Annotated in this window: 16 protein-coding genes and 2 pseudogenes; 6 read left to right on the top strand and 12 right to left on the bottom strand. The window is 57.7% G+C overall.

Annotated elements, in window-relative coordinates; translation table 11 throughout:
- The first annotated feature begins 12 nt into the window (after positions 1 to 12).
- The 6 genes from ACMYUN_RS04225 (at position 13) to ACMYUN_RS04200 (ending at position 5,979) form a co-directional block, all read left to right on the top strand.
- On the top strand, positions 13 to 666 hold the full coding sequence (locus ACMYUN_RS04225; protein ID WP_415763018.1) for an ABC transporter ATP-binding protein: 654 nt from the start codon (positions 13 to 15) through the stop codon (positions 664 to 666).
- A complete protein-coding gene (locus ACMYUN_RS04220; RefSeq protein WP_415763016.1) occupies positions 666 to 3,134 on the top strand; it encodes an ABC transporter permease in 2,469 nt (822 codons plus the stop codon). Before ACMYUN_RS04225 ends, ACMYUN_RS04220 begins: the two co-directional genes overlap by 1 nt.
- Positions 3,124 to 4,197 (top strand): lipocalin-like domain-containing protein, encoded by a 1,074-nt coding sequence (locus ACMYUN_RS04215; RefSeq protein WP_415763014.1) that lies wholly within the window; start codon positions 3,124 to 3,126, stop codon positions 4,195 to 4,197. The genes ACMYUN_RS04220 and ACMYUN_RS04215 overlap by 11 nt, the downstream gene beginning before the upstream one ends.
- Positions 4,198 to 4,853: 656 nt before the next feature.
- On the top strand, positions 4,854 to 5,096 hold the full coding sequence (locus tag ACMYUN_RS04210) for a hypothetical protein (protein WP_016774112.1): 243 nt from the start codon (positions 4,854 to 4,856) through the stop codon (positions 5,094 to 5,096).
- 11 nt (positions 5,097 to 5,107) lie between these two features.
- Positions 5,108 to 5,308 (top strand): hypothetical protein, encoded by a 201-nt coding sequence (locus tag ACMYUN_RS04205; protein ID WP_415763012.1) that lies wholly within the window; start codon positions 5,108 to 5,110, stop codon positions 5,306 to 5,308.
- Between the two features lie 86 nt (positions 5,309 to 5,394).
- Positions 5,395 to 5,979, top strand: a complete 585-nt coding sequence (locus ACMYUN_RS04200) for a hypothetical protein (RefSeq protein WP_415763011.1) — start codon at positions 5,395 to 5,397, stop codon at positions 5,977 to 5,979.
- Positions 5,980 to 6,302: 323 nt separating this feature from the next.
- Here the strand turns inward: ACMYUN_RS04200 and ACMYUN_RS04195 are convergent, their stop codons facing one another.
- The 12 genes and pseudogenes from ACMYUN_RS04195 to ACMYUN_RS04140 form a co-directional block, all read right to left on the bottom strand.
- Entirely contained in the window at positions 6,303 to 7,130 is an 828-nt protein-coding gene (locus ACMYUN_RS04195) for a glycosyltransferase family 2 protein (RefSeq protein ID WP_415763956.1), read from the bottom strand.
- A gap of 132 nt (positions 7,131 to 7,262) precedes the next feature.
- Positions 7,263 to 7,784, bottom strand: a complete 522-nt coding sequence (locus ACMYUN_RS04190) for a hypothetical protein (protein ID WP_415763009.1) — start codon at positions 7,782 to 7,784, stop codon at positions 7,263 to 7,265.
- A gap of 56 nt (positions 7,785 to 7,840) precedes the next feature.
- A pseudogene (locus ACMYUN_RS04185) lies at positions 7,841 to 8,681 on the bottom strand (RHS repeat domain-containing protein); the annotation flags it as partial.
- 177 nt (positions 8,682 to 8,858) lie between these two features.
- Positions 8,859 to 9,200 (bottom strand): hypothetical protein, encoded by a 342-nt coding sequence (locus tag ACMYUN_RS04180; protein ID WP_415763007.1) that lies wholly within the window; start codon positions 9,198 to 9,200, stop codon positions 8,859 to 8,861.
- Positions 9,197 to 9,652 carry a hypothetical protein gene (locus ACMYUN_RS04175; protein ID WP_415763005.1) on the bottom strand — a complete coding sequence of 152 codons (456 nt, stop codon included), beginning with the start codon at positions 9,650 to 9,652 and terminating at the stop codon, positions 9,197 to 9,199. Before ACMYUN_RS04175 ends, ACMYUN_RS04180 begins: the two co-directional genes overlap by 4 nt.
- Positions 9,632 to 9,895: pseudogene (locus tag ACMYUN_RS04170) on the bottom strand (RHS repeat-associated core domain-containing protein); the annotation flags it as partial. The pseudogene ACMYUN_RS04170 and the gene ACMYUN_RS04175, both read right to left, overlap by 21 nt.
- Positions 9,896 to 9,959: 64 nt before the next feature.
- Positions 9,960 to 10,304, bottom strand: coding sequence for a hypothetical protein (locus tag ACMYUN_RS04165; RefSeq protein WP_167351290.1), 345 nt, complete (start codon positions 10,302 to 10,304; stop codon positions 9,960 to 9,962).
- Positions 10,301 to 14,989 carry an RHS repeat-associated core domain-containing protein gene (locus tag ACMYUN_RS04160; RefSeq protein WP_415763003.1) on the bottom strand — a complete coding sequence of 1,563 codons (4,689 nt, stop codon included), beginning with the start codon at positions 14,987 to 14,989 and terminating at the stop codon, positions 10,301 to 10,303. Before ACMYUN_RS04160 ends, ACMYUN_RS04165 begins: the two co-directional genes overlap by 4 nt.
- The gene (locus ACMYUN_RS04155; protein WP_129999826.1) at positions 14,989 to 15,726 is read right to left on the bottom strand and encodes a DUF4123 domain-containing protein; all 738 of its coding nucleotides are present in this window, start codon (positions 15,724 to 15,726) and stop codon (positions 14,989 to 14,991) included. Before ACMYUN_RS04155 ends, ACMYUN_RS04160 begins: the two co-directional genes overlap by 1 nt.
- Positions 15,716 to 17,758 carry a type VI secretion system tip protein TssI/VgrG gene (tssI, locus tag ACMYUN_RS04150; protein ID WP_415763000.1) on the bottom strand — a complete coding sequence of 681 codons (2,043 nt, stop codon included), beginning with the start codon at positions 17,756 to 17,758 and terminating at the stop codon, positions 15,716 to 15,718. The genes ACMYUN_RS04155 and tssI overlap by 11 nt, the downstream gene beginning before the upstream one ends.
- Positions 17,759 to 17,892: 134 nt before the next feature.
- Positions 17,893 to 18,408 carry an Hcp family type VI secretion system effector gene (locus ACMYUN_RS04145; RefSeq protein ID WP_007949952.1) on the bottom strand — a complete coding sequence of 172 codons (516 nt, stop codon included), beginning with the start codon at positions 18,406 to 18,408 and terminating at the stop codon, positions 17,893 to 17,895.
- 622 nt (positions 18,409 to 19,030) lie between these two features.
- The gene (locus tag ACMYUN_RS04140; RefSeq protein ID WP_415762998.1) at positions 19,031 to 20,419 is read right to left on the bottom strand and encodes a VOC family protein; all 1,389 of its coding nucleotides are present in this window, start codon (positions 20,417 to 20,419) and stop codon (positions 19,031 to 19,033) included.
- Positions 20,420 to 20,472 lie beyond the last annotated feature (53 nt).

Raw genomic sequence — 20,472 nt, 5'->3', positions numbered from 1 at the left:
TCGGGTTTGCTCATGCTTGAGGTTCGCGACGTTTTCAAAAGCTATGCCACGCCCCAGGGTTCGTTGCCGGTACTGCAAGGCGTCGACCTGACGCTGGAGGCCGGTGGCAGCCTCGCGCTGATGGGTGAATCGGGCAGTGGCAAAAGCACGCTGTTGCATCTGGTGGCCGGGCTGGACAAGGTCGACAGCGGCAGCATTCGCAGCGGCGGACATCGCCTGGAATCCATGAGCGAAGGGCAACTGGCGAACTGGCGCCGCACGGAAATCGGTCTGGTGTTTCAGCAGTTCAACCTGATCGGCAGTTTGCGCGTGGAAGACAACCTTGCGTTTCAGGCGCGCCTGGCTGGGCGCCATGAGCCGCGGTGGCAGGCGCATCTGGTGCAGCGTCTGGGGCTGGGCGATCTGCTCTCGCGGTATCCCGAACAACTTTCCGGCGGCCAGCAGCAGCGGGTCGCATTGGGCCGAGCATTGGCCTCGCAGCCGAAATTGCTGTTGGCCGATGAACCCACCGGCAGCCTCGATGAAGCGACCAGTGATGAAGTGCTGCGGCTGTTGCTGGAATTGCTCGATGACACGCCGACGACCCTGCTGATGGTCACTCACAGCCAGCGCGTCGCGGCGCGATTGGCCCAGCGTGTGGTGTTGTCGAACGGGCGGGTGGCCTGATGATCTGGCGGCAAACCCTGCGTGCGCTGCTCAGCCACTGGCGGCGTCATCCCGTGCAGTTTTTCAGTGTGCTGACCGGGTTGTGGCTGGCCACCAGTCTGCTCACTGGCGTCGAGGCGCTGAACAGCCAGGCCCGCGACAGCTACGCGCGGGCCAGCCAGATGATCGGCGGCGAACCGCAAGCCAGCCTGAGCACACCAAATGGTGCTCCATTTCCCCAGCGTTGGTTTATCGAGCTGCGCCGTCAGGGCTGGCCGGTGTCGCCGGTGTTGCAGGGCCGGCTAACGCTCAAGGGCCACGAAGATCAGCGGATTCAGGTGATGGGCATCGAGCCGGTGTCGCTGCCGGGGGATTCCGCAGTGGCCGGGCAGGCGATGCCGATTGAGCGCATCGTCGAATTTTTCAGCCCGCCGGGCAGCACCTGGATTTCTCCGGACACCCTGCAAATGCTCGGCTTGCGCGAAGGTGATACAGCGCAAACCGCGAACGGCCAGACCCTGCCGCCGCTGCTCGCGCAGAAGGACATGGCGCCGGGCCTGTTACTGGTCGACATCGGTGCCGCGCAACGCCTGCTCGAACAACCCGAGCAATTGTCACGGCTGCTGTTGCCCAAGGATTTTCGTCAGGAATTACCAGCGAGTTTCAACGAACGCTTGCAGCTCAAAAGCAGCGGTGAAGAAAACAATCTGGCGCGGCTGACCGAGAGCTTTCACCTCAATCTTGATGCGCTTGGATTTCTGTCGTTTCTGGTCGGCTTGTTCATCGTCCACGCCGCCATCGGCCTCGCTTTGGAACAGCGCCGAGGCTTGCTGCGCACATTGCGTGCTTGCGGCGTCAGTGCGCGAATGCTGATCGCGTGTCTGGTGGTTGAACTGGGTGTGCTGGCGCTGATCGGTGGGTTGTTCGGTGTGATCAGCGGCTATTGGCTGGCCAGTGTTCTGCTGCCGGACGTCGCCGCCAGCCTGCGCGGCTTATATGGCGCAGAAGTGGCGGGGCAGTTGCGTTTGAGCCCCTGGTGGTGGTTCAGCGGCATCGGTCTGAGCCTGCTCGGCGCCTTGCTGGCCGGGGCCAACAGTCTGCTGCGGGCGGCGCGCCTGCCGTTGCTGGCGGTGGCCGATCCGCAGGCGTGGCATCAACAATATTCGCGCTGGTTGCGCCGACAGGGTTGGCTGGCGACGGCACTGCTGGCGATTGCACTGGCGGCGCTGATCTGGGGCGACAGCCTGAGCAGCGGTTTCGTGCTGATGGCCGGGCTGTTGCTCGGTGCCGCGCTGGCCTTGCCGGTGCTGCTCAGCGCGTTGTTGAACCCGTTGCTGGGGCGCAGTCGGTCGGTGCTCGGCCAGTGGTTTCTCGCCGACTGCCGCCAGCAACTGCCTGCCCTGAGTCTGGCGCTGATGGCGCTGCTGTTGGCGCTCGCGGCGAACATCGGCGCTGGCAGCATGACCGCCGGTTTTCGCCAGACCTTCAACGACTGGCTCGAACAACGCCTGAGCGCCGAGTTGTACATCAACCCGGCCAACCCGGCGCAGGCCCGCGAGATGCACAGTTGGCTCAAGCAGCAGCCGACGGTCACCGCTGTGCTGCCCAACTGGCAGGTTTCGGTGACGCTGCAAGGCTGGCCGGCGGATGTCTACGGCATCATCGACCACCCGCACTATCGCCAGCATTGGCCGTTGCTCGACAGCAGTGGCAGCGATCCGTGGGGCAAACTGGCGACGGATGATGCGGTGATGCTCAGCGAACAACTGGCACGACGGCTGAGAGTGAAGGCGGGCGAGCATCTGCGTATTCCGACACCGAACGGCACGTGGTCGCCGCGCATCGTCGGCATCTACGCCGACTATGGCAATCCGAAAGGGCACGTGCTGATCAGCAGCGAGCACCTGTTGCGCGGCTGGCCGCAGCTCACGCCGAACCGCTTCAATCTGCGCATCGATCCGCCAAAGATTCCGGCGTTGCTCAACGCCTTGCAGGCGCGCTTTGAGCTGGATGACAACCACATCGTCGATCAGGCCCGGCTCAAGGGCTGGTCGGTGCAAGTCTTCGAACGCACCTTTGCCGCGACGGCAGCCTTGAACAGCCTGACCTTGGCCGTCGCCGGCGTGGCCCTGTTCATCAGTCTGCTGACCCAGAGCCAGAGTCGGCTCAGTCAACTCGCACCGCTGTGGGCGCTGGGCGTGACGCGCAAACAATTGATGCTGCTCAACCTCGGCCAGACCTGGCTGCTCGCCGTATTGACGTTGCTGTTGGCGCTGCCGCTGGGCATCGCCTTGGCGTGGTGCCTGGATGCGGTGATCAACGTGCAGGCGTTCGGCTGGCGCTTGCCGTTGCGGGTGTTTCCGTTGCAGTTGTTGCAACTGATGGGCCTGGCCTTGCTCGCGACTTTACTGGCTTCGGCATGGCCGCTGTATTCGCTGTACCGCACGCAACCGGCGGACTTGCTGAGGACCTTTGCCCATGAGGATTAACAGCATCGTGTTGATGCTGGTGCTGGTGCTGCTGCTCGGTGGCTGCGATCAGCCTGCACCCGAGGAGAAGGGCTTTGCCGGCATGGGCGATCAGGCGCAATCCTTCACCCCGGTGGTGCCCGGTCGGGTGTTCAGTTTTCCCGCCGATCACGGCGCGCATGATGGTTTTCGCATCGAGTGGTGGTACGTCACTGCCAATCTGAAGGATCAGCAAGGCAATGATTTCGGCGTGCAATGGACGCTGTTTCGCAGTGCCCTGAAACCGGTTGCCGAGCAAGCCGGGTGGGGCAATCAAACAATCTGGCTGGGCCATGCGGCGGTTACTTCGCGCTCGGTGCACCACGCCGCCGAGCGCTACGCCCGGGGCGGAGTAGGGCAGGCCGGCGTGCGGCTGGCGCCGTTCGAGGCGTGGATCGACGACTGGATGTTTGCCAGCCAGGCGCAGGATCCGTTGCGCGACATGCAACTCAGTGCTCGTGACAAAAATTTTGCTTATCAACTGCGCCTCACCTCAAGCCGCCCGCTGGTGCTGCAGGGCGACCAGGGTTTCAGCCAGAAATCTGAAGAAGGTCAGGCCTCGTATTACTACAGCCAGCCGTTTTTTCAAGCCAGCGGCACGCTGCAGATCGACGGCCAGACCTATACCGTCAGCGGCCCGGCGTGGCTCGATCGCGAGTGGAGCAGTCAGCCGCTGACCGCTAATCAGACCGGCTGGGACTGGTTCTCGCTGCATCTGGACAGCGGCGAACATGTGATGCTCTATCGCATGCGGCAGAAGGACGGCGCACCTTATCTGACCGGCACGTGGATCGCCGCTGACGGGCAGATTCAGACATTGCGCAGCGAGCAGATCAGCCTTGCGCCGCAGGACACGGCCAAGGTGGCTGATCGACCGATGCCGGTGAAATGGTCGATCCGCATTCCTGACAAGCAACTCGATATCAGCGTTGATGCGCTCAATCGCAATGCGTGGATGGATTTGCGTATTCCCTACTGGGAAGGTCCGGTGAAGATTGATGGCAGCCATCCTGGCCAGGGCTATCTGGAAATGACCGGGTATTAACGGTAGGTGCAGTTTCCCTGCGGGAGCGAGCTTGCTCGCGAAGGCTTTTTGTCGAGCGATGATTTGTTCTGCTTGACCGGGTACATATCCGTTGCTGCGGTAACGGCTGCTTAGGTTTTCGCCCTTACGGCGACTTACTTTTTTACAAGCGCCTAAAAAAGTAAGCAAAAAACGCTAGCTCCTACGTTCGGCCCTCGCAGGCTCGGGTTCCTTCGCTGCGGGATCGATCCGGGCGCAGCGGCTACGGTTTGCTTCGCTGCACCTCCTTCCGCTGTGTCTGGCTGCGCCAGACGGTCGCTGCGCTCCCACGCCCGGATCAATCCCTCCACTCAGCCTTCCGACGTCGCCGGTGGATCAAGACCAAGAGCAGGCGAGCTGACACTCGGCCTATAGGTGAGCGTGGGACTGTAGCAGCTGCCGAAGGCTGCGATCTTTTGCTCTTGCTCTTGCTCTTGCTCTTGCTCTTGCTCTTGTAGGAGTGAGCCTGCTCGCGATAGCTATCTCAAAAACACCGATGAATTACAGCTTAACCCCAATCCCTGTGGGAGCTGGCTTGCCAGCGATGGCGCCATCAAGGTCACCACTAATCAAACCGCTCGGAACTCTCCCTTCGCCAATACGCTCTACCCAGAAACCCGCCATTTTCGGACTCACCCATGAGCGACGACGTGCAACTCCCAGACCTCAACACCTGGCAACGCCTGTTCGACGATCAGACTCTTTGGCAGCAATCGCCCGACGCTCACTATTTCGATTTGCAGCGCATCGCCGATGACCTGCTCGGCCAAGGCGCGATCGACCTTGAGCAATGGCAATTGCTACGCGCCAAAGCCGACGATCTGCACAAGCAGTCACCCGAGGTCAACGTCGCCCGCGAACTCGACGATCCCGAAGCCTGAGGACTCCTGCCATGAATACCACCATCAGCCAGAACGACAACCCCGACGAACCGCGCCCGGCCGGCGAAACCGAACGCGATAACGACGCCCTACGCCCGACAGATCCCAAGCAGCGACAGGACAGCGGCAAAGGCACGCCAAGTGGCGAATCCACGGCGCAAGAGTCCGCCGAGCCACATACCCGCGGCCCACAAACCCAAGTCAAGCCCTGAACAGCGTCTATGCTCACCGGCACGCCCGTCGCTGAAGTCGATTCGGCAGCGGGCGTCGCCATTTCATCACAGGGAAAGTAATGCATATGAAGCTCGACGCTCTGGCCAAGGCCATCACCCTCGCAACGCTGCTTTCTGCCACCAGTTTCGGCGCTCTGGCTGCCGACATTCCGTTATCCGCCGCCGTTGAGGCCGATTCCGTTACCACCAAAGTGCTCTCCGTTGACCCGGCCAATCATCAAGTCGTGCTGGAAGGCCCCGAGGGGCGACAAGTCCACGTTCAGCTCAGCGACAAAGCGAAAAACCTCGCCAATCTTAAAGTAGGGGACTTGGTGAAGATCGAGGTGCAGCGATCTGTCGCCGCTTATCTCGATACAGATGTGGATAAAGGTCTGCCAGGCACCACCGAACGTACCGGCGAACTGCGCAAGGCTCCGGGCAGCGACAACCCGGGCGGTGAGGCTTATCGGCAGGTTCAGGTGCAGTTGAAAATCAGCAAAATCGATTTGAAGACCCATCAGGTCACCTTGGAAAATCCGTCGGGACAATCGAAGACGCTCGATGTGCAGAGGCCGGAGATTCAGGCCAAGTTGAAGGATCTGAAAGTAGGGCAGAGCGTTATTGTCACTTATACCGATATCTTGAAAGTGACCAGTCAGCACGATAGTTGAGTAGTAGCTCTACAAGTTTATTGCTCTTGTACAGCTTTATGTATGAGAGCAATCATGTAAAGTTTTTTGTAAGACAATTCTCGGGGAAAATCGGTAAAACACAGTTTTTAACTTTTCAGTTCAAAAATTTCATGTTTCCCCAGGACGACATATCCACTTGTTTGAATTAAAATCCTCGGCGTTCGCCCAGTGTCAGGGCTCTTTACCGGTGCAAGGATTGCCAGGCCGTAACACTGGGCGAACTCCACTACTTGCAAAAGTTGTATACAGAATCTGCAGAACAAAAAGGGCGACTTTGCAGTCGCCCTTTTTATTGCTTTCGATCAAGTCGAAGCTTGCATGCCGGCTTTGCCGTGCTGCGCCTGCAAGCGTTTGAGGGTCTGCTGGTACATTTTTGTCCGGCGATGATCCTTGCCATACGTGCCCGCCGCCGCAACGGTGCCGGCCTGGATGTGATCCAGATAGCGAAAGATCCTCCGCGGCGAGAGGAACCTGACGCCATAGCCCAACTCGACCATCCGATCCTGAAGCGTGTAACCAGGTACCTCCTCATCCATACAGAAGTGCAAACCCAGCGACTTCATCAAACGCGCATTCCACAGCGTGCAGAAACTTTTCAGATGGGTTTCTTTATACGGACGTGGCGGTTTCGAACGCAGGCCAACATGAACTTTGAGTCGACGAACATGATGTTTGCAGAAACGCGAAGTTAACCGCCAGGTATCTCGCAGCCACCCACGATCAAGCTGCTCAACACAACCGACCGCCACCATGTCCGCACTTTTCGTGCATTCGCGCATCATCATCGCGAACACTTCCATGTCGTAGACAAAGGTGTCGGTGTGCAGCAGAAACAAGTAATCGGTCTCAACTTTCGCCAAGGCCAGATCCAGCGCCTTGCCATGGGCAATATGCCCCATTTCCTTACCCGGCGACGGCCGCTCGATCAGATTGATCCAGTCCAGCGAACGCAAGTAATCAAGGCTGGCATCCGCCGAATCGTTGTCCACCACCCACACTGGAATGCCCTGCGCCTGGACATGCTCACGCAACAGTTCCAGACACATTCGGGTAATGTCCGGGGTTTTGTAATTGACCAGGACGAGGCTGAAGTTGGATTGCGGCTGGGAGGGTAGATCGAAGGCTTTCATGTCGGAGGGACTCATCCACGGCTCAAGACGACAGGTTGATGAGCCGGGATGCTAGCGGGGGAAGCTTAGGTGAAGCTTAATTTGGGAGGGTTGGACCTGCGGGAATATGACGACGTATATGGTTGGAGATGACTACCGGACCTCTCCATGCGTTTGCCAGGTTCCGAAGTAAAGCTCATCCAGTTGGCGTTTGCGGATTGCCAGGTATTCGTCCCATACCTTGGGAAAATCCTCATCTCTGGTTAGCGGAAAAGTCAGATAGATGTGTTTGCCGACAACACTGATGTACTGGCGCGCACGTTTGAAGGCCGGCTGTTCGTATAGTGCAAGGCTTTCGTCGTAAGCGTCGTGATGGTGGCGAATCGTTACTCGATGAGGGGCAATCATCCCTCGCGCAAAATCGATCACCCAGTCGCCGTCTATGGCCGTACGCAAATAGCCGTAAACACCATCGCCCGAGAGCAGGATGCAGGTGTTGGCTTGGTTGCCGTCCCCATCGTTCGCTAGAACAATCTGGTCTGCGAAGTATTTGATCGTCTGGTTATCCGGACCCTGTAGAAGCAAGCTCCAGCCCTCGACGCCCATGCGAAACTCACCGATGTTGTGAAAGGTTGCGGTCCATCGATTTGCAAGCGTTATCTGACGGGTATTCATTTGGGTTTTCAGTCTCAAATTCCCTGGTTCATTTTTTCTGGCGATGCTAGCGAGTTCGCTGAGTGCAGCGTCGCGAGATTATCGTAGGCCGGGTACTTCACGACCACATGATCTTGCCGGTGTAGCAGACGAGTCCTTGAGGGAAACGGAGGTGCTTGAGTTGGTAGTAGACGAGCCGGCTTTCAACGGGCCTTCGCCGTCGAACATTGCCAACGGGCGAAAGCTGCCCGGTTCGTAGATGTAACTGCGGTAGCGGTTCTCGGCGCTTTCTGCGATCAGGCGTTCGCCTTGCCAGAGGAATTCAGTGGTGTGGCCGTCGAAGCTTTTCGCGATGCGGCGGCCGAAGGCGTCATATTTGTAGCTTGCGGTGCGGCCTCCCGGCAGGCTGACGCCGATCAGGCGATGCTGGCAGTCGTAGCGGTATTCGGTGACGAGCTTTTGGCCGGTGCCGCGACGTTCGCGGATCAGGTTGCCGTAGGCGTCGTAGTCGTAGTGGCGGTCGCCCTGCATGAGCAGGCGATTACCTTTGACGTTGGCGAGGTTGGCTGCGGGCAGTTGATTTTGGCTGAGCAGGTTACCTGCCGGGTCGTGAGCGAAGCTCTCTGGGATGGCGCCGCGTACGCTGAGCAGGCGATCCAGTGGATCGTAGTGATAGCTGCTGTTGCCTTTGCGGCTGTCGTTAATGCCGGCGAGGTTGCCGTTGGCATCGTAGTTGTAGCGGCGCTGGAACAGGTGTTTGTCCCGCTGGCTGACGCTGTGTGCTTGAAGTCGGCCCTGTTCATCGTTATTGGTACTGGCTGAGCAGCAAGCCTTGCTGCCGCTCTTGCTCGCGACCGGCGTTGAATTGGTGAGACGTGAGGCGTGAACCTTGAGGCCGATGCTAGTCAGGTGACCGCCAGCTGGCGGTTATACAGTTTTCATTTGATCTGCGTGAATGATTTAGTTTGTATTCCTAAATTCGTAGGGGTTGAAGCCTCTCCGAAGCCAAAGCTTCTGTAGGTAACAGTGTTGAGGTTGGTTTTGTTTTTGATGAAAAATAGCATGCGTAGTTTATTAATGATTGGCTCGTTGTTTTCAATTTTCGCGCATGTATCGCTCTATTTTCTCAATATATTTTTTTTTGCATGTTGTTCGGAATATTTCCAAGGTTTTGGCAGAGTCGCCGATTGGTTCGCCTTTTCGATCGTATTTAATTGTAAGAAACTCTACCACGAACTCGCCCTTTGGGTCTCCCTCAGGTTCTACTCTAGAATCGAAGCAATAGCCTGTGCTTTGTCTTGCACCACCTAATAAAATAGAACTGCTAAACCAGTGCGCGGTTTCCGGTGTTAGTTCTATTTCGTACAAATTATTTATCGTTATTGTCCAGTCGCTAGGCACTCGGAGTGGCTGTAGTTCGAATTCAAGTTTTTTCATTTTGCTTTACCCATGTATTTTTTTACTAGCTGTGGTAATGCCGGAAAGCTGTGGATCACAGGCTTATTTCCTCCATCAGTTAGTTCAATTCTTATCCAGTTTTTAAGTTGTCCCTCGTTGTAGCCCACAGGGTGTTCGGATCTGTAAAACATGAATCGAGTGCCACCGTGGTCGAATACGTTTCCATCTTTTATCGCCCCATATGCAGCTTGTTTTTCGAATCCTTTAACATTGTTTGCGATGTCGGGCAGATAAGAAGCTTCAGGTTGACCACCACGTGATCCATTACCCAAACTCAATTCTCTGGCTTGGTCGGCAGATTTCGCATTCAGATGTTTCGTTTTATGGAAGCCTCCTGGCCTCTGCGCGTTATAGACGTCGGATCTTAACTCTTTCCGCGTCTGGTAATCGCTAGTATCAACGCGCTTGGGAGGGCAGTTATTGCTGCTCAACCCCAACGGATCCACCCATCCAGTAGGGTTAGGCACGTACTGGTAGCTATTCAACCCGCCCGCAAGCTTGATCGGATCCGGCGTCAAGAACCGCCCAGTACCCGGATTGTAGTAGCGGTGGCGGTTGTAATGTAAGCCTGTCTCGGCGTCGAAATACTGACCTTGGAAGCGCAGCGGATTGTCGATTTCACTGACATCCAGCGCTGCGAGATTGCCGTAGGCGCGGTACTTCGCTGACCACAGACAAATGGGGACAGACTTATTTCAGTGCTTAAAAAGTAAATCTGCCTCCATTTTTCTAAATTTTTTACACTTCCAACATAAAGGATTCGATCTTCTCGATAAATTCAAGTTTGCTCTTGGTTCTGAATTCTCCAAGGAAAATTTCTGAGTTTTTTATCGGTTTCCCTTTGTGGTCATATTCAATTGTTAGAAAGTCAATTACAAAATACCCTTCGGGATCACCTTCCGGCTCCACTCTAGAATCAAAACAGTGCCCAGTGCTTCGGCGGACTCCACCAATCAAAACCGAGCTGGAGAACCATTCACTTGTATCAGGTGTAAGCTCGACTTCAAATAGGTTGTTGATTGTTATCGTCCAACCGCTTGGCACGCGTATAGGGTGAAGCTTGTGCTCTAGTTTTGGTCTCATTTCACATTGCCCATATATTTTTTTACCTGTTCAGGGGCGGCTGGAAAACTATGGATGACAGGCTCGCCGGCTTTGGATAGCTCTATCCTGACCCAGTTTGTCAGTTCTCCATTGTTGTAGCCGACTGGAGTTTCTGATCTATAGAACATATATCTTGAGCCGCCGTGATCAAACACATTTCCATCGCGCACTGCTGAGTACGCTGCTTGTTTCTCAAATCCGCTCACATTATTAGCGATATCGGGAAGATAGGAGGCCTCAGGTTTTCCGTCTCTGGTGCCTTGGCCTAGACTTAGCGATTTCGCTTGTTCTGCCGATTGTGCATTTGTGTGCTTTGTCGCATGCCTACCTTCTGGACGTTTCGCATCATAAATATCTGTTCGTAGATCTTTACGCGTCTGGTAATCGCTAGTATCAACGCGCTTGGGAGGGCAGTTATTGCTGCTCAACCCCAACGGATCCACCCACCCAGTAGGGTTAGGCACGTACTGGTAGCTATTCAACCCGCCCGCAAGCTTGATCGGATCCGGCGTCAAGAACCGCCCAGTACCCGGATTGTAGTAGCGGTGGCGGTTGTAATGTAAGCCTGTCTCGGCGTCAAAATACTGACCTTGGAAGCGCAGCGGATTGTCGATTTCACTGACATCCAGCGCTGCGAGATTGCCGTAGGCGCGGTACTTCGCCGACCACATGATTTCGCCACTGTAGTCGGTCAGTTCCTGCGGTGTGCCGAGGTGGTCGAGTTGGTAATAGAACGGGGCCGCTTTTAGCGGGCCTTCGCCGTCGAGCATTGCCAACGGGCGGAAGGTGCCCGGTTCGTAGATGTAGCTGCGATAACGATTTTGTGCGCTTTCGGCGATCAATCGTTCGCCTTGCCAGAGGAATTCAGTGGTATGGCCGTCGACGGTTTTCTCGATGCGGCGGCCAAAGGCGTCGTATTTGTAGGTGGCGGTGCTGCCGCCTGGGAGGCTGACGCCAATCAAGCGGTGTTGGCAATCGTAGCGGTATTCGGTGACGAGTTTTTGTCCGGTGCCGCGACTTTCACGGGTCAGGTTGCCATAGGCGTCGTAATCGTAGTGGCGGTCGCCTTGCATGAGCAGGCGATTGCCTTTGACGTTGGCGAGATTCGCAACGGGCAGGTCATTTTGTCCTAGCAGATTGCCTGCCGGGTCATGGGCGAAGCTCTCTGGCATGGCGCCGCGCACGCTAATCAATCGGTCGAGCGGATCGTAGTGAAAGCTGCGGTTGCCTTTGCGGCTGTCGTCGATTCCGGCGAGGTTGCCGTTGGCGTCGTAGTTGTAGCGACGCTGGAACAGGTGCTTGTCCCGTTGGCTAACGCTGTGCGCTTGCAGACGTCCCTGTTCATCGTATTGGTATTGGCTAAGCAGCAGACCTTGTTGGCGCTGTTGCTCTCGACCGGCGTTGAACTGATGAGAGGTCAGGCGAGAACCGTTGAGGTCGATGCTGGTGAGTTGCCCGCCAGGCTGGTGGCGGTAATCGAGTTTGCTGCCATCGGGCAAGCGGCAGTGCTTGAGCTGGCCGACGTTATCGTATTCGTAGCGCAGAGTGCCCCAGCCTTGGTGCTCCTCGATGAGTCGGTCTTGCAGGTCGTATTTGTAGGCGAGCGGCCAGTGGCCGTCGTCAACGTTAACGAGGCGGCCAAGCGCGTCGTAGCTGTAGTGAATCTCTTCGCCGTCGGGCAGCGTTTTTGCAAGCAACCGGCCTGCGGCATCACGCTGATATTCGGTGACCAGTTCGCTGCCGTCGTCGCCGAACTCGGTTTTCTTCAGCAGTTGGCCGTTGAGGTCGTACTCGTAGCCAGTCCGACGACCATCGAAGCCGGTTTCCTGTTGAATCAGGCCGTTGGCGTAGTAATCAAGGTGATAGTGCTCGCCGCGCTCGTTTTCAATTTCAGTGAGCAACAGACGCGAGTTGTCGTAGCGGTAGCGCAGTTGGCTGCCGTCGGGATTGATGCGGCGGCTGACGAGGTGAAGATTGTCGGCATATTCATAGCGGGTGATACGGCCAAGTTCGTCACGTTCAGCAGTGACATTGCCATAGGCGTTGTAGCTGAATGCGCGAGTGGCGCCGCCGGGCAGCGTAACTTGGGCAAGGCGATTGGCAGCATCCCATTGGTAATGAGTGATCGCGCCGGACTCTTCCTGGCGAGTGATCTGCCTGCCTAGTGCATCGTAACGGTACTTGCGCTGACCTCCGTCGGGAAGACGTTCTTCAAGCAGTTGACCGAGATTGTTCCAACCGAGTTGATGACGGCTGCCGTCCGGGTGACGGATTTCCAACAGACGACCCTGCGGGTCATAGCTGTAATGGGTGGCATTGCCGTCCGGGTCAATCTGCGCAGTGACATCACCCTGTCGGTTGCGTTGATACTTCCAACTGGCTTTGCCGCGACGAACGTCGCTGACGAAACCATTGATGTATTCGTAAGTGGTGGCTTCGTCTTCCGGCGGGATGACCGCGGTTATCAATCCGTTATCGTCATAGCGATATTCGGTAACGGCGCCCAACGGATCCTTTTCGGCGATTAATTGGCCTTTGTCGTTGTAGGCCTTGAGATGCTCGGCGCCGTCCGGGTCGATCTTGCGGATCAATCGGGCCTGATCGTCGTGGGTGTAGACCTCTTCGCTGCCATCGGCGTTGGTTACGGTGACGCTGCCTTTGTCGTCCCAGATGTACTGCGCTTCCATCTGCGAAAAGTTGGCCCAGTGACGGGTGCAGCGAGACAGCTTGCCTTCGTTTTCCCATTCCCAATAGAACGCCGCGCCGCCTGCCAATTGCCGCTCGAGAATGACATGCTGGTCGTTGTAGCGATAGCGTTCGGCTTCGCCGGCGGGGTTCTTCGCCTCGACCATGCGATATTGCGCGTCGTAGCTATAGGTGACCAGCGTTTGCACGGTAGTCCAGACGTCTTCCAGATTATCGGCGGGCAGAAACTGCTGATAATCGACGGCGATGATGTGCTTGCGGTCATAGCGCAGAAGCAAGGCGCGACCGGCGCCGTTGTCGAGGCGCTTGATGCGGCCGTGGATGTCGCGGGTGACGTGCAGCCGATTGCCATAGCTGTCGCTGATGGCGATCAGGCTGGCGCCTTTGCTGTCATGACGGAAATGGTAGAACGATGGACGCTTGCCTGCCTGAGCCAAAATCAATTCGGCTGGATCGTCACCCAGGAAAATGGCAGCACGTGAAAGGCTGTTGGTGATGGCCGGACGCTGCTCACTTGGAAGCGGAAACACCGTGGAGCGGTTTTCCTGGTCGGTCCAGATGACTTCGTCGCCGTTGATCTCGATGCGATGAGCGAGCGCGTGGCTCCAGCCATAGCCCAGACCGCAGTCGATTTCCACAGCACTGGTGCGATAGAGGCGGGTCCATTCAAATGGGAGCAGGCCGTCGAGGTGGCCATCAGTTAACGTCAGTAACTCTTCGCCAGTGACCATCGAAACAGGGCAGCCGCTAGTGCAAGTCTTTGCAGCAGGTTCTGCGCTCTTTTCGGCGGGATTTGTCGCCTGGGTCGATACATCATCAGCGACTCTGCCTTCAGCAAGTCTGGCGTTTTTCTTCCCATCAAAACGCAACTCGGAAATCCCGTTCCTGACCTTCGCCGTCACCCCTCGGGCGGCCACTGCGGTGTACTTGGCGACATACTCCATAAAGCCGTTGATGATCTTGAACACCGACTTCACGAAGCCGATCACGGCCTTGATGACAAGCTCTCCGTACTTCTTCAGTCGGGCCGCAAGGTAGATGACGCCGGTACCTTCTGCCGCGATGGTCAATACCACGCCGATCACGATGTCGATCGCAATGCCAACCACAATTGCCGTGGTCATCTTTGCTACATCGCCTGCCATTTTCATCGGCGGCAAGCCCGCCAGCCAGATCACCGCACTGCGTACCAGCAAAAACAAAGCAGCTTCGTCACTTGCCAGCAACATGGCTTTTTTCATGATGTCAGGCGAGCTTTTGGCGACTTTGATCAGTTCGTCTGCGCCAGCGCCGAGATCCTTCGCAAACTTTCCTGGGTCCTGGAGGATGTCGAGCACGAGACTGATGCCGTCCCATACGCCCTTGATCGCTTCCCAGCCACCTTCAAGAATGCCGTTGCCGATGGCCATGGCTGTGCCGGAGGTTGAGAGATTCGACCATTGCGGTTTGAAGCCGGCCCATTCCTTGCGTAGGAAACCTTCAAGGTCCGCAGTCACACCCCTGTAGGAACTGAAGAGGGCGTCGATCTGCGCCGGGGTCACTTCGTTATGGACGCGAATCGTGTAGAACTTGCCGGGTACACCCCCGGTCCACGCGGCCTTGCCTTGGGCGTCGAGTTTTACCTTGCTGATCGCACCACCGTCCACCGCCACGATTTCGACTTCGATATCGCCGACGGGAATGTCGTAAACCGATTCGAATTTGCTCTCGATCAGCAACGGTCCCTTGAGCGGACATTGAGCCACGTTCGACGTAAAACTACCGTCGGTCATGCTCACCGCTTTACTGGTGTTGCCCGCCTTGATGACACGCTCCATGCCCAGCAAAGACGGCATGTCAGCGGCACGGCTACCCTTGTCGAGGGCCTGTGCATACCAGGTTTTGGTTTGCTCCTGATACAGCTTCAGACTGTCCTTGAAGGTGTTCAGTTGGTTGTCAACAAAGGCAACGCGATCCATCAGCCTTGCTCCAGAATCAGGTGGTTTATCAATGCTTCTTTAAGATTTTGCGGCGCATCCGGGCGGCGCACGAAGCGGGTGATTTTCAGCTTCAAATTGTTCTCGGGCCACGCGGTGTAGAGGTCCGGGCGGTCTTCTTCCAGCCATTGCATCAGGTTGCTGACCAGCGTCGCCGGATTGTCCTTGCTCAATCCTTCCAACAACCCCTTCGGCACCTCCCACCACGGCCAGTCCCGCACCTTCGGCACCACCCGCGTGCCCACTTCCAGCGCTTGTCCATTAATCAGATACCGCTCAAACACCGGCAGCACTTCTCCAGCCTTCTCCCCAAGTCCCCGCAGAATCGGATAAATATGCCGTCCATCCCAAAACCGGAAAAACACCTCGGTGCCATCCGGCATTTTCACCTGCGTCAGGCTGCGCAGATGTTCGAACACTTCGTTCGGTTCTGAACGCGATACCGCCAGCCAGCCCCAGTCGAGGGCGTCGGTTTCGGCGATCCATGGCAGGAAGGCGGAGTTGGCTTTGAGTTCGGTGAGGTAGGGCATCACCGGTTGCCAGGTGGAGTAGGGCGTGCCGCCCCAAATCGGGATGAGCTGGGCGGTGGGTTCGGTGAGGTACAGGGTTTTCAGCGCATCGGCGTCGCTGGCGGCGCTGATGATCAGGTACAGGCGCTCGCCGCTTTGCAGCGGCTGTTGCGCCAGCCAGTCCTTGGGGGTGATTCGTTCAGATGGCACAGGCACCTGCCTTGCATTTTTCGCATTCTTCGCAGAACGGCGCGTTACGTTTGAGGGTGTTGATTTGCGCCGGGGTCAGGACCTGACCAGCCTTGTCGGCATCCGCCTGTTTCAACACGCCCGGCATCAACGGCGCAGCACCAGTCCCACTGCCGGGGCTGCCACCAGAGTTCATGTTGATCACCGGCCCGCTCATGGTCACGCCGCCGGCGTCGATCTTGATGAAGCTGCCACCACCCACCAGGGTCAGCTCCGCACCAGCCTCCATCACCACTTTCATGCCGCTGCTCAGGTGGATTTCCTGGCCTGCGTCGATGAACTGGCCGGTGCCGATCTTGATGTGCTGATTCACGCCGACGGTGAGGTGGTCGTTGGCGCGGGTTTCGACTTTGCGGTCGGCGTAGACGGTGTGGTGTTCTTCGGCTTTGAATTCGCTGTAGCTGTTTTGCTCGACGGTGTCGTGGCGTTCGTTACCGACGCGGATTTTCTGGTCATGCTCGATGTTCTCGTCCCAGTCGCGCTGGGCGTGCAGGTAGATCTGTTCCTGACCTTTTTTGTCTTCGATGCGCAGTTCGTTGTAGCCGCCACCGCCCATCGAACTCAGGGTCTTGAAGGTGCTGCGGGTCTTGTTCGCCGGCAGCGCGTAGGGGACGGTGTTTTCCTTGTGGTACAGGCAGCCGCTGATCAGCGGTTGATCGGGGTCGCCTTCAAGGAAGGTGACGAGCACTTCCATGCCGATGCGCGGGATGGCGATGCCGCCGTATTGGGCGCCGGCCCAGGCGCTGGAGACGCGTAGCCAGCAACTGGTCTTGTCGTCGGCCTGGCCTTCGCGGTCCCAGTGGAACTGGACTTTGACGCGGCCGTATTCGTCGCAGTGGATTTCTTCGCCTTTCGGGCCGGTGACCACGGCGCTCTGGCTGCCGAGGATGCGCGGTTTCGGGTGGCGCAGGGGCGGGCGATTGGGTACGTCCCACGGCGTGGCCTGGAAGCGGTTGCGGTAGCCCTGGTGGAAATCGTCTTTGAGTGCGGTGGTGTCACTGGTCACCGACTCCTCGAGCACTTGCGGTTGCTTGCCTTCATGCAGGACTTCGGTGAGCAGCCAGAGGTCGTTCCACTTGGCTTTCGGGTGTTCGGTCAGGGCGAGGAAGTGGCCGCTGACCAGCAACGGCTGATCGCTCTTGCCTTCGGCGAGCTGGAAGTCGCTGCGGTGGCGTTCGAGGGCGCGTTTGGCCAGGTGCTTGCCGCGCTCACGGTCGATGAAGCGGCCCGGGTAATCGTAGTCTTCAAGGTCGGGCAGGGCGTCGCCACGGTTCTCGCTTTCCAGGGTCAGGCGCGGTTTTTCGAAGTCGTAGTCGCGGCGGGTGGTGCGGCTGGTGCGGGTTTCCAGGCGCAGGTCGAAACGCTTGATCACCGGGTTGCTGGCGACCATGCCGGAGTCTTGCTGATAGGGCACGGGTGCCAGTTTCGGGAACACCGTCTGGTCATCGCCGAAAACGAGCTTGTGCGCCGTGGCGCTGTGCTGGAAATGGAAGTGAATGCCTTCCTCTTCGCACAGGCGCTGGATGAAGTGCAGATCCGACTCGTCGTATTGCACGCAGTAGATGCGTTCGGGATAGATCGAGCCGGTCTTGAATTCGTAGGCGTTGCCTTGGATGCCGTGCTCTTCCAGCACCATGCCGATGATTTTCGGCACGCTGAGGTTCTGGAAGATGCGCTGGTTGATGCGGTGCGCGAGGTAGGCCAGTTGCGGGCGCAAGGTCACCGAATAACGGGTCAGGCGCTTGCCGGAATCGCCTTGCGCGGCGCGGTAGATCTGGCCATGGATGCCGCTGCCGTCAGGCGACAGCTGCAGGAAGGCCGGTTTGTGCAGCAGGGTTTCGAGGTCCAGAGACGGCTGTTCACTGACCAGCTCCACCTCAAAGACAAAAGGCTGGCTGATGGCTTCCCGGCCGGTCAGGGTGAATACCTGAAAATCGGCGGAAAGCCCTTCGATGGTCAGGGCAAAGTGGGTTTCATTGGCCGGCGCGAACATCCCTTGTTCCTCGTGCTGTACAGCGGCGCTCGTCGACGGCCGCAAAAAAGCGGCTCAACGTACGCGAAATTCTGGAGGGGCGTAAACAACATCGACCAGCAGAGCTGGCCGATGCGTGTAACGGTCAGCCGTAATTAAACGACTGGAGCACGCCAGTCATCGGAACCCGAAGTACCGGATACTTCGTGGGTCCAGGTGATTTTGCGGTAGGTGAACTGCACTTCTTCCAGGTGGGTGAAGTGCGCGTTGCCTGGATCCTGGCAGTTGTGCATTTTGTTGTTGATGGCGACGATGATCGCGTCTTCCAGTTTGGTGGTGTAGTAGTGCTCTTGGGTGCCTTGAGCCGAAGTGCGGTACCACTGGATAACGATTTCGCTCATGCGCTCGCCGGAAGTCAGTGCTGCTTGCAGCAGTGGCGAAGCCTTGTCGTAGACCTTGGTGATCACAACTGGCTTGTGAACGCGCTGACCGGTTGGCTGACCGGATTGCGGGTCACGCGGGATGATCACGTCGTGGGTGAAAGCCTGAACCATGACCTGGTCTTCGTGGCCTTCCTGGTAGGTGTTGCCAACGGAGTCGGCGGTGAAAGCGCCGGCAGTGATCAGGCCTTGTTTTTCGCCGGTAACCGACATGTACGCTGGTGTTGCCATGGGGTGCTCTCCTTGCGGATAAAGTTAGGGTGCCCGGAGGCGAAATCGCCCGGTGGGTGGCTGACTGTTATCAAGGAGCGTGCCAGGTTTTGTGCGATGCCCGGATGGCGGGGGCGGCGCGGTAGTTGGTCATCATTCGCGGCGATTTTCACCGCGATAACCGGGAGAAAGTGCGCAAGAAGTTGCGCAGTACTGCGCAACTTCTTGCGCACTTGGCTGCAGGGCTTGAACGGTGGGGGCTGCAGAGGATTTAACCCCTGAAATATTACGACCTACTGCGCAACTTCTTGCGCAGTTGGGGATTTGCCGGGACCGAGGTGACTGCTTCGCGAGCAGGCTCGCTCCCACAGGGGATTTGGCTAGCCGCAATCTTGAGCCCACCACAACACCTGTGGGAGCGAGCCTGCTCGCGAAGGCGTCTGTTCAGGCAAAACATCAGCGACTGACGCACCGCTTTCGCGAGCAAGCTCACTCCTGCAAGGGATCTGTGGTTTGCCCGCAATATTGAACCCACCCCGGAATATGTGGGAGCGGGCTTGCTCGCGAAGGCGGCGGGTCAGGCAACGCAGGGGTGACTGTTACAGCGCTATCGCGAGCAGGCTCACTCCTACAAGGGAAAACGTCAGGTCAGCTTGATACCCAAAGTTTCGGCACATTCCTCGATCGACCGCCGTTGCGTCTCGGCATACAAGCCCAGCTCATCAATAGTCGAACGCCCCAGTGCCTGTTCGAAAGCCTGGCGATTGGAATGTTCGGCGTAGTGAGTCTGCGCAGAATCGCCGAGATTTGACTGAAAAATTCCCGCCGCGCTCACCGGCAGGAAATCTTCGTACACCAGCGGCTCCGCTTTCACGTAGCCCTCGCGCAGCAAATCCTCCAGTGACAATTCGCCAGGTCCGTCCGCCGCCAAACCCTTTTCCGTAGCGAAATAACGAAAGTACGCCAGCCCCTGTTCGCGCATGCCCTTGATGCTGTCAGGAAATTCGGCAAAGTGCTGAGTCATCAGCTCGTTGTAGCGTGCGGCATTGGCTTCATTGGGAAAGTCGCCCAGTTCATCCCGTGCGGCGTTCAATAAACGGTCATACAGCGCGCGCCCCTTGGGTGTCAGAGCTGCGCCGCGTTGTTCGATTTCGCCGAACCGCGCGCTGTGGCTGCCACGGGTTTCGGGCTGATCGGTGAAGGCGATCGGCTCGTCCAGCGCTTTGAAGCTGGTCTGGCGCAGCAGGATCGGGCAGTTGCGGCGCGGTGGGCCTTCGATCACCGCTTTGGGTGTAATGCCATGGGCGGGCATCTGTTGCTGCACGGTGTCGATGTCCAGCGTGCGCGGGGTCAGATGATTGATGTGCGGGCCTTTGAATGCAACGACATCGGCGATCAAGCGGTGCTGAGCGCTGAGTTTCTGGTATTGCGCAGCAGTGACGGTGGCGCTGTGGCGCCAGCGAAAAGTCTCCAGTGCCTGTCGGACGAATTCTGCGGCTTCGTCGTCATTCAGTCCGCCTGCCGTTTCCGCCTGTTCAATCAGGCGCAACGCCTCTTCAGTAAAAATCGAACGACGGGCCAGTACCGACTCGGCAAACGAACGCAGTTCAGCATCTTCAATCAGCTCCAGGCGCAGCAGCGAGGTAAATACGCGAAACGGGCTGACCTGCAGCGCCTCTTCATGCACCGCACGAAACGCCGTTGAATGCACCGGCACACCGGCCGGAGTCAGGTCGTAATAACCCACCGGTTGCATGCCCATCACCGCGAACAAGCGGGCAAGGGTGGCCAGTTCGCTCGCGGTGCCGACGCGGATGGCGCCGTGGCGTTCCATGTCCAGGCGTTCGATTTCGCCGGTGCGCTTGAGCTGTCCGGCAATCTCAGGCTGGCGTGCCAGCACGTCGCGGTTGGTTTTCTCCACCAGTTCCATCAGCGCGCCGTACAGCGGCACCTCTTCGCGATACATGTCAGACATCGCTCGGGAAAAGCGTTGGCGGATCAGGTCAGGGCTGACGAACGGCTGCACGGTCATGAAAAAAATTCCTGCCACGGTGACGAAATGGATACCGGAAAAGATCGCAGCCT

Source organism: Pseudomonas sp. CP4 (genome assembly GCF_047758505.1).
GTDB classification, from domain to species: Bacteria; Pseudomonadota; Gammaproteobacteria; order Pseudomonadales; family Pseudomonadaceae; genus Aquipseudomonas; species Aquipseudomonas fluorescens_AO.
Note: the sequence above shows the minus strand (reverse complement) of the source record. Positions and strands in the feature narration are given on the sequence as shown.

Bases quoted from the DNA above. Each gene is read 5' to 3' on its own strand.
- ACMYUN_RS04200 (WP_415763011.1), top strand. From the start codon at position 5,395: ATGAAGCTCGACGCTCTGGCCAAGGCCATCACCCTCGCAACGCTGCTT.
- ACMYUN_RS04160 (WP_415763003.1), bottom strand. From the start codon at position 14,989: ATGGATCGCGTTGCCTTTGTTGACAACCAACTGAACACCTTCAAGGAC.
- ACMYUN_RS04180 (WP_415763007.1), bottom strand. From the start codon at position 9,200: ATGAAAAAACTTGAATTCGAACTACAGCCACTCCGAGTGCCTAGCGAC.
- ACMYUN_RS04195 (WP_415763956.1), bottom strand. From the start codon at position 7,130: ATGAAAGCCTTCGATCTACCCTCCCAGCCGCAATCCAACTTCAGCCTC.
- ACMYUN_RS04220 (WP_415763016.1), top strand. From the start codon at position 666: ATGATCTGGCGGCAAACCCTGCGTGCGCTGCTCAGCCACTGGCGGCGT.
- ACMYUN_RS04205 (WP_415763012.1), top strand. From the start codon at position 5,108: ATGAATACCACCATCAGCCAGAACGACAACCCCGACGAACCGCGCCCG.
- ACMYUN_RS04225 (WP_415763018.1), top strand. From the start codon at position 13: ATGCTTGAGGTTCGCGACGTTTTCAAAAGCTATGCCACGCCCCAGGGT.
- ACMYUN_RS04215 (WP_415763014.1), top strand. From the start codon at position 3,124: ATGAGGATTAACAGCATCGTGTTGATGCTGGTGCTGGTGCTGCTGCTC.
- ACMYUN_RS04145 (WP_007949952.1), bottom strand. From the start codon at position 18,408: ATGGCAACACCAGCGTACATGTCGGTTACCGGCGAAAAACAAGGCCTG.
- ACMYUN_RS04165 (WP_167351290.1), bottom strand. From the start codon at position 10,304: ATGAGACCAAAACTAGAGCACAAGCTTCACCCTATACGCGTGCCAAGC.
- tssI (WP_415763000.1), bottom strand. From the start codon at position 17,758: ATGTTCGCGCCGGCCAATGAAACCCACTTTGCCCTGACCATCGAAGGG.
- ACMYUN_RS04210 (WP_016774112.1), top strand. From the start codon at position 4,854: ATGAGCGACGACGTGCAACTCCCAGACCTCAACACCTGGCAACGCCTG.
- ACMYUN_RS04140 (WP_415762998.1), bottom strand. From the start codon at position 20,419: ATGACCGTGCAGCCGTTCGTCAGCCCTGACCTGATCCGCCAACGCTTT.
- ACMYUN_RS04190 (WP_415763009.1), bottom strand. From the start codon at position 7,784: ATGAATACCCGTCAGATAACGCTTGCAAATCGATGGACCGCAACCTTT.